Source organism: Micromonospora sp. NPDC049366 (assembly GCF_044466625.1).
GTDB lineage: Bacteria > Actinomycetota > Actinomycetes > Mycobacteriales > Micromonosporaceae > Micromonospora.
This window is the reverse complement of sequence record NZ_JBITMV010000030.1, coordinates 23,517-33,933: the sequence shown is the minus strand read 5'-3', so window position 1 is coordinate 33,933 and position 10,417 is coordinate 23,517. Positions and strand designations below refer to the sequence as shown.

The following is a 10,417-nucleotide window of genomic DNA, read 5'->3' as shown; positions in this document are numbered from 1 at the left end:
ACGCACGTCATCGCGGACGCCATCGGCGTCCCACACCGCGGTGCGCAGCAGCCGCTGCATCGCCTGCGGATCAGCGTGACCCGCCCGTTCCGCAACCGACCAGCAGGTCTTGCGTTCCACGCCCGACAACAGTCCTTCCACGAACTGCCCGGCGGTCCGGCGTGGCTCCGCCCGCACGAACCGGCCCGCGACACGCGCCACCGCCTCGTCCAGGATGACCCGCCATCCGGCGGGGTCTACGCTGTGGCACGCGGCCACCGCACGATCCTCGGTTGTCCTCACAAACCATCGATGATCAACGCGGTGGCCGTCTTCATGCCCCCGCCACGCCCAACGCCGAAGCCAAGTGACGTTGGAGTACTAGGTGCCGGACCTGCCTCGGTGCCCAGCCTGCTCACCCGTCGCAGTTGAGCCGCCTGAGGTTGAGACAGGCCAAGACTCGTCGATGAGTTTCCGACGCCAGGGGTCCACAGCGTGCAGACCGGTCGAACCGGCAGCGGCTACCTCGCCGGGCGCACTGCCGCCTGAAGTCCTTCAGCGCAGACCAGCGGCCGAGCAGCATGCTCACGGGACCGTCCGCCCAGGTGCCCGTTCCCGTCCCGGTCGGGCGACCGCGTGCGCCGGTGCCTCACACTGGGGCGGTTACACGCTCTCAGGAGGCGGTAGTGACACATAGGAGGGTCTCGCCCACACAGGGCCCAGGCGACGAGCGCAGCGACCGGCGAGCCCGCGGCGTCCGGATCGCAACAGTGCTCACGTTGGTTGTGGCGGGGCTGGGGCTTGTGCTGAATCTGACGAACGTTGCCGGCTTCCTTCGCGATGGGTCGCCGACCGATCCCCGTCCGACCCCCACTGGCGAACCCGCCGTTCGCCCTACCCCCTCCGAGCAATTCACGTACCAGGCAACCGTGCACGATGGCCGCCGTGACCTCTTCGAGGGGCAGCTCTACGTCACGACCGACCAGACGGTGAAGGTCGCCGAGTGGTTCACTATCAGGGTCCTCATCTGCGGCCCAGCCAACAGCGACGAACTCTGCTCCGACCCGGCGGAACCGACAGGCGTTGGTGCCACCCCTCGGCGCCCGCCAGGCAGCATGACGGTACCGATCGGCGGGCGCGTTGGCGTCACTCTGACCTCCCCCTACAGCGAGGTCGACATTAAGGACGATCTAAACCCCGAGGGCGGCGTCCAACCAGTCACCGAACCCACCGATGCCGCCACCTGGATCTGGAGCGTGCGGGCCAGCAAGCCCGGCACCTACCAGCTACAAGGCGGAGCGTTTGTCCTCGCTGCGGACACCGATCAGGCGCTGCTCCCGCATGACAGGTTCACGATCACCCTGACCGTTGAACGGACGTCGGACTACACCGCCGAGCAGGTCTGGACCGCAACGCTGGACATCACCAAGTGGTCGGTGCCCCAGATCGTCACCATCCTCACCGCGCTCCTTGGTGCCGGTGCGTTCGCGGCCTGGATTCGGCGCCGCCTGCAGTGATCAACCAAAGCGATAGGAGTCAGCCGGTTGCGGAAGCTCGCGGTGACCTACGGCCGAGCCGGAGTACGCCGGCGGCGCTGAGGGCAGTAGCGGCAGCGGTTCGGGGAGGCAGTCACACCTCCTCGTTCACCCCGTCTTGAGCGTGGTCGGCGGTCAACTGGCGGCGGGCATCGAAGGAGCCGCAGCTCAGCATGCCGGCTGAACCACGACATGTTCCATGCCGTGGTTCAGCCGGCGTGAATCACACCGTTTGATTTGGACACCACACCCTGGAACCGCCATCGTTGAGCCGGTCGTCGCGGATCCAGCCACCGACGCCGGCGGTGTTGACCACGTAGGTCCAGGTCTCATACCCGTGAATGTTCAGTGCGTAGCAGTGGTAGTCGAGTGGGCTATCCGCGTCTGTCCAGCCAGTTCCCCCGCAATCGGTGCTGGACCCGCTCCTCATGACTTCGGTTACCCCGCGGGTGTAATGGCCCCCGGTGGAGTCACGGTCCGGCGGGGGCTTGCGCCCGCAGGCCCAGTGGGCCGAGGCGGGTGAGGGGCCGACGATTCCGCCGGCGGCGACGAGTGTGATCGCCGCTGCGGCGACAGTGACGGGTCGACGGATAGTTCTCCGGCTCACAGCTTCTCCTTCGATGCGGCGTGGATGCCTGGGCGCCCGGGTGGCAGTCGACCGGAGCTGGTCCGGCCGGCCGGACGGATCGATTGCCCTGAAATTAGTGCGACCTGTCAACGCCGACCGTGGGCCTGCGCTGTTGCCAGCCGACTCCTTCGGTTCAGGGGGTGTGCCGGGAGTAGGACGGGTGCCGGCCTTCGCCGCGACGCGAGATGTGAACTGCGGTGACGTGGCACCCGAACCGCCTCACCGTCACAGACAGGCGCTCGCCGGCCAGAAGGAAGCTCCTGGATGCCCTCCCTATGCCTGCGGGGGCCGATTAGGCCAGGGTTCAGGCGCTATCACTGAGTAGATACCTCCGACTCGACACCTGTCACGGCGATCGTGTGCTCGGCGGCCGACCCGACGGCGCGGAACGGGATCCGGGCGCGGCCGGCAACCAGCAGGCCCTCACCCCGCGGTGCCGACAGCAGTAGCCGCGACTCCCCGGCGGTCAGGTGGAACGCCTCGCTCACGGCGTCGACGGACTGCGGGGACTGCCGCATCAGGACCTGGGTCGCGGCGTTGGACACCACGGCGAGGCCGAGGTCGGTGGAGAGCACGTCGGCGGCGTCCTGGGTGATGACGCATAGGCCGGCGGAGCGTTTGCGGGCGGCCTTGGCCATCCGGAACAGGAACCGGCTGCCCTCGCCGTCGCGCATCAACAGCCAGGCTTCGTCGACTACGACGAGCTGCCGCCGTCGGCGCCCGGACGTGGCTGGCATGTCGATGCCCGACCAGATCGAGTCCAACGCGAGCAGTGTCCCGACGGTGCGCAGTTCGTCGGGCAGGTGCCGCAGCGACCACACCACCAGGTGTCCGCCCGCACCAGTGGTGGTCGGCCCGTCGAACAGGCTGGCGAAGTTGCCCACCGTCCAGGGGGCCAGGCGGGCGGCGAGCTGCCCGGCGGCCGGGTCGTCGTCGCCGGCGAGCGTCTCGGCCAGGTTCCGCAGCAGCGGCGCCGGTTTACTCCACGTGGCCGGGTCGGCGTTGATCCCCGCCGCGGCGTAGGTGGCGGTGATGGCCCGGTCCAGGGCGGCCCGCTCGGCTGGCGGGGGTGGCGCGCCGAGCATGACGGAGATCAGGGTGTGCAGGTAGAGGCCGCGGCGGGTCAGCGTGTCGGGCCGGGTGTCGGCGGGCAGGTCGAGGGGGTTGATGCGCACGCCGGGCTGGCCGAGCTGCACGACCGTGCCACCGACGTGCGCTGCGAGGGGCGTGTATTCGTCTTCGGGGTCGATGACGGACACCGTGGTGCCCTGGTAGAGGTTGCGCAGGACCTCCAGTTTGACGAAGTACGACTTGCCGGCGCCGGAGCGTGCCAGCACGACGGAGTTGTGGTTGTCCTGCGCCCACCGGTTCCAGATCAGCACCCCGTTGGAGGTGGTGTTGAGCCCGTAGAGCACGCCCTCGGGTGGGGCGATGAGGCCGGGGGCGGGGGCGGCGAGGTCCGCCGACGCCAGGGGGAAGGCCGCGGCGAGGGCGGTGGTGTCGAGGATGCGCCGCATGCGCAGTGGGTCCACCCCGATCGGAAGGGTGGCCATCCAGCCCTGCTGGTGGCGGAACGTGGCCGGTTGCAGGTCGAGCAGCACCGACGCGGCCGCCGATCTCACGCCCGCGGTGACGGCGTGCAGGTCGTCGAGGGTGCGGGCATGGATGGTGACGTAGATGCCGACGTCGAACAGCTTCGCCGCGCCGCGGGCGACCCGTTCGGCGAGCTCTGCGGCGTCGGATGCCGCCGCCTCGACCATCGGATCACCCAGGCGTCCGTGGTCGGCGTCGAGGCGGCGTGAGGATTCGAGGCGGGCGCGTTGGCGTTTGAGCATCGGCGCGGCCACCTGCGGGGCGACCGGATCCAGGTGCACGGCGACGTCGACGCGGCCGGGGTAGGACAGCAGCGGGTCGAGCCAGGCGGGGCCGACCTCGGCGGGGTATCCGCACACGACGTAGGTGGCGGCGTAGCCGTCGCCGACCTGCACGTGCCCGGGGGTGACCGACAGCGCGGCCGGCGACGGCATCGCCGCCCCCGCCGCAACCGGCTTCTTGTTGATCTTCCACAAGTTCATGTCGTGCTCCGCGACGTGATGGGGGTGCCGGGCACCGCACGGGGGCCCGGCACCGGCGGGGAGAAGGGGTCAACCGCGGTGGCGAGGGCCGAGGCGACGGCCGGCCCGTCCAGGGCGGCGGCTTCCACACCGAGTCCGGACAGTGCCCGCACGGCGGTGTCAGCGCCCTGCTCGCCGGTGATGACGGCGAGCACCTGACGGCGCAGCGGATCGCGCTCGCTGTCGAGGGTGAGCAGGAATTCGGCGTGGTCGTCGGCGGCGGCCTTCAGCGCCGGGTGCGGCAGGCGCGGCGCGTGGTCGACGATCACCTGCGCGTGGGTGCCCAGGTCGTGCCGCTGCGCTGCGACGACGATCTGCGCCGGCCCGGTCAACGAGTTGAGGAAGCGGCCGAACCCGTCCAGCAGCGCGCCCTGCTCGCTGCCGGTGCGCAGGTGGATGTTCGTGGTGCCACAGGCGATCAGCAGCCGGTTCGTGCCCTCGCAGGTGAGCACGCCGGTCGGGCCGATCGCGGTGACGGGGGAGCGTAGCGGCGCCGGGACCGCCGGTGCGTCGGCTACGACGGCGACGGCGCTGGCCCGGGCGGTGCCGGGCGCGAGCGTGCGGGGGCTGCGCGACAGGGCGAAGCCGTGACGCAGCCACACGTCCAGGGGCAGGCCGTCGCGGCGGCCCAACGCCACCGCGACGGCAGCGGCGAACACGACGATCCCGGCGATGACCCAGACGAGCGGCGGCAGCAGGTGCCCGACGGCGCGGTGAACGCCCATTCCGGCCAGGCCGACGCCGCCGATGATGCCCAACTGCCGGAACGTCAGCCCGAACGCGATGCGGTCCGGCTCGTTGACATTCGCCGGCACCACGGCGCGGGGTGTGCCCTCGTCGGGGTTCATCGCCCACCTCGCAGCGCTGCGCGCCCGACGCGGCCCAGCGGCAGACCGCGGGTGCCGCCCTGGATGACCACCGCGCGCAGCAGATCCCCGCCGGCGCGCGCTGAGCCCTTGCCGCTGACGTGGCGGCGCATCAGGCCGGGAATCTTGACCGTGGTCCACAGCACGACGATGACCAGCAGCAGGTTGACCGTGTCCGAACCGGGCAGCCCGAGCAGGATCGGCAGGTTCGCCGCAGGGTCGGTCAGCAGGTTGATGCCGGCCGAGAACGCGATGGCCTGCACGGTGGGCGTGGCCAGGCAGCCCAGCATGCTGCGCCACCACAGGTCCGCCGCGCCTTGGGTCCACGGTGTGGCGTAGCAGGCCAACGCGACCGGCGCGACCCCGGCCAGGACGACCAACAGCCCGACCCTGACCAGCCAGCCACCGGCGAGCAGGAACATCAGCAACACGATCAGTAGGCCGATGATGGCCATCAACAGCGCGGCGCTCTCGTCGGTCAGCGCCGAGGTGATCCGCGCACGAGTGAAGGTCACCGCCTGCGTCGTCGGCGCGCTCGCGCCGGTCATCGCCACGGTGAGGGCGTTGGCGGCCTTGACGAGCACCGAGGTGAGCGGCACCGCGAACGCCGACAGGACCACCCCGACGACCAGGCGCGGAATCAGCTCCTTGAGGCCGTAGCGCAGCTGCATCGAGCCGCTGGCCATCGTCGCGACGCCGACCGCGATGACCGCCAGGATGAGACTCGCGCTGACGACCAGCGAGCTCTTCTCGGCGATTGTCTGCACCTGCGGCAGGGCCGTGACGTCAGGAGACAGGAACAGGGAGGACGTCAGGACGGCCAGCACGCCGCCGAGAAGGTCGGTGACCTTCTCGGCGAGCCAGCTGACCAGGCCGTTCATCAGCCAGTCGACCATGACGGAGCCTCAGCCGCCGATGATGCCCTGCAGCACCTGCAGGATGACCGGCGAGAGCACGGCGAGGGCGTAGCCGATCAGCGCGGACTTGAGGTTGCCCTTGGCCTGCTCGACCTGCGCCGGGTCGCCGCCGGCGGCCATGTAGCGCAGGCCGCCGATGACCAGGAACATCGTCGCGACCACTGCGATGAGCCCCATGATCCAGCCGGTGATGCCGGAGATGACCTCGTTGATGTTCTTCGGCATCGGTGCCGGAGTGGGAGTGGGTGCGGCCGCAGCGAGGTCGGCCAGGGTGGAAAGAGTCGCGTGCATTGCGGCGCTCCACGAGGTGCGAGGGGCCGCCGCGGTGGGGACCACGGGAAGGGCCCGATGTGGTCCGGTGGGGGCGCTCCTCCCTTGCGTGAGGCGCAGGGATCGCGGGTGTCAGTACGCCGCGCCAGCCGTGCCGAACCTGTGGGCCCCGCCGGAAGGTGGTCCCCACCGGGCGGGCATGCCGTGGATGACATGCGCTATCCAGATCTCGGCTGTCAGGCTGATCGAACCCGCCTGGCACCTGTCACGCCCTGACAACAGCGGTCAGCGCTTCACCGGCCGGCGCACCTTGTCGTCGGCGCCGGCCCTTCCGCCACCGCGACCCATGCTCTCCCTGCGCTGGCTGTCGCAAAGTCGGGCATGGAGGGTTGCGTGGGCGATCCGCTCGTTCCCCGGCCTGCACCTACGGCGCGCGGACGCGCTGGCCGCCCGCGGCGCACTCGGCGGGGTCGCGCTCCTTTCAGAGCTCTTCGGCTTGCGTGGCCAGTCGAGTCCGGAGGGAATCCGAGGATCAGGCCGAGGCCGACGCGAAGCGCTGGTCGACATCGCCCGGGGCCGACGCGGGACAGCGTGGCCGCCAGCGCTGGGTACCGGTCGGTCGGCACCTGATTGGCGGTGATGGCGGTGGAGTCTCTCGCCACTTGCTGCTCCTGGGTGATGCCGAGGATGAGATAGAAGATCGTCCAGTGCGCCCAGGAGGCGGTACGGCCGTCGAAGCCAGCCTCGGTCAAGGTCGAGACCACTGCCTCGGCGTAGCGCAGCGAGTGCGGGTCCGGGCCGCAGGCGACCGTGATCATTCTGGCGCCGTCGCGGTGCGCGAGCAGCGCGTCGCGCAGCCGCTGGCAGGCTGCCCGTCATCGGCGCCGTCGCGGGGGCTGTCGCTGTCTCAGGGTTGATCGATTGGTTCTGGGTCGGCGTACGTGGGCTGGGCCCGGGCGTCGAGCGCTTCGTCGAGGCTGTCTTCGCGCCCGGTGAGGCGGTCGTCGGCGCGGTGCCATGTAGGCGAGCTTGTTTCCCATCCATTGACATCATAATTCGCAAATGTTTCAATAAAGCTGCGCGCTGATGTTAACGTTAACATTGGAGGGCTGCATGTGTAAAGGATGGATGTCCAGGGTCGGAACGGTGCTGCTGTGCGCCGTTCTCGTGGCGCCCGCCGGGGCCGCTCAGGCCGCCGACACCTGGTCACCCACGTCGTCGTACACCTCCACCGGCAAGGGCGACGGCACCTACTCGGTGCCGCTGTTGAACTCCGACGTGCCGGACATCGGCGTGGAGCGGGTCCCGGCCGCGAAGAACGATGAGGGCCGCGACATCTACTACATGATCAGCACGACGATGCACCTGAGCCCCGGCGCGCCGATCATGAAGTCCTACGACCTGGTCAACTGGCAGATCGTCAACTATGTCTTCGACCGGGCGAGTATCGGAGATGCGTTCTCGCTGCGCAACGGGCAGAACTCGTACGGTCAGGGCCAGTGGGCGTCGTCGCTGCGCTACCACGACGGCACTTTCTATGTCGTCTTCAACACCAACAACCTCGGCGGCGCGTACCTCTACCGCACCGACGACATCGACAGCGGGTCGTGGCAGCGCACCCCGCTCGGGCGCGGCCTGCACGACCCGTCACTCTTCTTCGACATCGACGGCACGCCCTACATCTTCTACGGCTCCGGCGGCATCAGCGCGGTACGCCTCAATTCGAACCTGACGGCCATCGAGCAGGACTACCCCAACATCTTCACCGCGAACAACTACGCCGGCCGGCCCTTCATCGGCGGGCTCTTCGAGGGCGCCCAGTTCTACTACATCGACGGCTACTACTACGCCGTCATCATCACCTGGCCTTCCGGGCAGGGCCGCCAGGTCGTCATGTTCCGTTCCCGGGACCTGCTCGGGCGCTACACCTCCGCCGGTGGCGTGAACACCTACGAGGCGCGCGGGGTGCTCAACTCCAATGGCTTCGCGCAGGGCAGCCTGGTGCCGATCTCCCGCCCAGGCGGCGGGACCGACTGGTACGGCATGTTCTTCCGTGACACGTTCCCGATCGGGCGGATCCCGGCGCTCATCCCGGCGGCCTGGCAGGACGGGTGGCCGACCTTCGGCACCAACGGCGTCGTCCCGGTCAACGGCGTGTTCGACAAGCCAATCAAGCTCAGCCCGGCGGAGGAACTGTTCGAGCGGCAGAAGAGCATCGTCACCTCGGACGACTTCGCCAACGACGCGCCGCACAGGGCGTACCAGGACGAGGAGTGGACGATCCCGGCGCCGCCCACGTACGACGACTCGCTCCTCGGCGTCGAGCTGCTGCAGAACCCCGGTTTCGAGTCCGGCTCGGTCGCGCCGTGGGGCACCCAGTTCGGCGCGACGATCGGTCTCGACCCGACCGATCTGGCCACCGGATCGGCGGCGCTGAAGGTGAGCAACCGTACGCTCAACGGCTCCGGCCCCAACCAGTTCCTCAACGGCAAGATGCAGCATGGCGTGACCTACACCGTGTCGGCGAAGGTCAAATACGCCACCGGCCCGAACGCCATCACGTTCAACCTGGTCGCAGACTGGGGGTCGGGCGTGCAGACGATGGCCGCCCGAAGTGTGCCGATCGGGCAGTGGACCACGGTGTCGGCCCAGTACACCGTGCCCACGACGGCGAACCTGAACAACTTCAAGTTCGCGGTCGAGACGCCGTGGGCCAGCCCGCAGCCGCCGTCGTCGAGCGTCGACTACCTGATCGACGACGTCTCGATCGTCGGGCAGCCGGTGACGGCCGAGTACCCGACCAAGGAGGAGATCGCCCCCAACGGGTCGCGTCTGGACCTGCCGTGGGAATGGAACCACGCCCCGGACAACCGGTACTGGTCGCTGACCGACCGGGACGGATGGCTGCGTCTGACCAACGGCAAGGTGGTCACCGGCAAGTACATCTACACCAAGCTGTCCAACCGGGCCGAGCTGGCCTGGTTCGAGGAGGCCCGCAACACCCTGTCGCAGCGCACCTTCGGGCCCCGGCAATCGGTCGAGACCCGGATGGACGTCTCCGGCATGAGGAACGGAGACGTCGCCGGCCTGGCCGCCTACAACCGGGGCTTCTCGTACGTGGCGGTCAAGCGCTCCGGCGGGGTGAACACGCTGGGCGTCGTCAACCGGGGGCAGCCGTTCGCGGTCGACCTCGACCAGGCCACGCTGGAGAACTTCCTGCCCGGCACGACCGTGTCGCTCGGTGACGCCACCGAGGTGTACGTGAAAGCGGACCTTGACTTCGCCTCGCCGGTAGGACAGCTCTGGACGACCTTCTACTACAGCCTCGACGGGCTGACCTGGCGCCAGTTGGGCAACCGGGTCGGCCCGCAGGCGCTCGACGGCAGCCTCGCGCACTTCATGGGCCACCGGGTGGGCCTGTTCAACTATGCGACCCAGGAGAGGGGCGGGTACGTCGACTTCGACAACTACCTGCTCAGCGACACGCTGACCGCGCAGGGGCGGCCGCTCGACACCAGCGACCTCGACGCGGCCATCGCCCACGCCGGCACGCTCGACCGGCACTACTACCCGAGGGACGCCTGGGCCGGCATGCAGGCCGCGCTGGGCGACGCGAAGGCTGCCCGGGCCGGCGCGTTCGGCACCCAGAACCAGATCGACGCGCCGGAACGGGCGCTCAGCTACCACCTGGCCCGGCTCGGTGTCCTCAAGACCGAGAACCCGTCGCTGGACGTCACCGTGGTGGCGGACACCCGGTGCGTCGGCGACAAGGTCATGGTGACGGTGCGGGTGCGCAACGGCGAGGCGATGCACGTGGTGGCCTCGGCGGACTCGACCTACGGGACGCGGCCCTTCGGGGCGGTGCCGCCGGGCAAGGAGAAGGCCCGGTCGTTCGCCACCAACGCGAGCAGCGTGCCGGCCGGTGAGGTGACCGTGGTCGGTTCCTCCAGCTACCAGGGCGAACCGGCCGAGGTGACGGTGTGGGCGCCGTACGCGGTGCGCGCCTGCTCATGAGTGAGGGGAGGCAGGGGCGGCATCGCGAGCCGCCCCTGACTCCCGTACCCCGAACCGCTCCGGGCCGTACCGCAACCGCGCCTGGGCACCCAGG

At 69.6% G+C, this 10,417-nt stretch carries 7 protein-coding genes and 1 pseudogene; 2 read left to right on the top strand and 6 right to left on the bottom strand.

Translation table 11 applies throughout. The features are described from left to right. A partial coding sequence (locus ACIBTV_RS29745; RefSeq protein ID WP_396710221.1) for a transposase occupies positions 1 to 258 on the bottom strand: 258 nt, incomplete at its 3' end. A gap of 491 nt (positions 259 to 749) precedes the next feature. On the opposite strand from ACIBTV_RS29745, the gene ACIBTV_RS29740 reads away from it, so the two are divergent. Then, positions 750 to 1,496, top strand: a complete 747-nt coding sequence (locus ACIBTV_RS29740) for a hypothetical protein (protein WP_396710219.1) — start codon at positions 750 to 752, stop codon at positions 1,494 to 1,496. A 960-nt stretch (positions 1,497 to 2,456) separates the two neighbouring features. Here the strand turns inward: ACIBTV_RS29740 and ACIBTV_RS29735 are convergent. The 5 genes and pseudogenes from ACIBTV_RS29735 to ACIBTV_RS29715 form a co-directional block, all read right to left on the bottom strand. After that, positions 2,457 to 4,217 carry a VirB4 family type IV secretion system protein gene (locus tag ACIBTV_RS29735; protein ID WP_396710217.1) on the bottom strand — a complete coding sequence of 587 codons (1,761 nt, stop codon included), beginning with the start codon at positions 4,215 to 4,217 and terminating at the stop codon, positions 2,457 to 2,459. After that, on the bottom strand, positions 4,214 to 5,104 hold the full coding sequence (locus tag ACIBTV_RS29730) for a PrgI family protein (protein ID WP_396710216.1): 891 nt from the start codon (positions 5,102 to 5,104) through the stop codon (positions 4,214 to 4,216). The genes ACIBTV_RS29735 and ACIBTV_RS29730 overlap by 4 nt, the downstream gene beginning before the upstream one ends. After that, the gene (locus ACIBTV_RS29725) at positions 5,101 to 6,018 is read right to left on the bottom strand and encodes a hypothetical protein (RefSeq protein ID WP_396710215.1); all 918 of its coding nucleotides are present in this window, start codon (positions 6,016 to 6,018) and stop codon (positions 5,101 to 5,103) included. Before ACIBTV_RS29725 ends, ACIBTV_RS29730 begins: the two co-directional genes overlap by 4 nt. A gap of 9 nt (positions 6,019 to 6,027) precedes the next feature. Next, the gene (locus ACIBTV_RS29720; RefSeq protein ID WP_396710213.1) at positions 6,028 to 6,330 is read right to left on the bottom strand and encodes a pilin; all 303 of its coding nucleotides are present in this window, start codon (positions 6,328 to 6,330) and stop codon (positions 6,028 to 6,030) included. 272 nt (positions 6,331 to 6,602) lie between these two features. Continuing rightward, positions 6,603 to 7,169: pseudogene (locus ACIBTV_RS29715) on the bottom strand (TetR/AcrR family transcriptional regulator C-terminal domain-containing protein); the annotation flags it as partial. A 268-nt stretch (positions 7,170 to 7,437) separates the two neighbouring features. On the opposite strand from ACIBTV_RS29715, the gene ACIBTV_RS29710 reads away from it, so the two are divergent. Beyond that, positions 7,438 to 10,323: a family 43 glycosylhydrolase gene (locus ACIBTV_RS29710; RefSeq protein ID WP_396710212.1), complete on the top strand. Its 2,886-nt coding sequence runs from the start codon at positions 7,438 to 7,440 to the stop codon at positions 10,321 to 10,323. Positions 10,324 to 10,417: the final 94 nt, after the last annotated feature.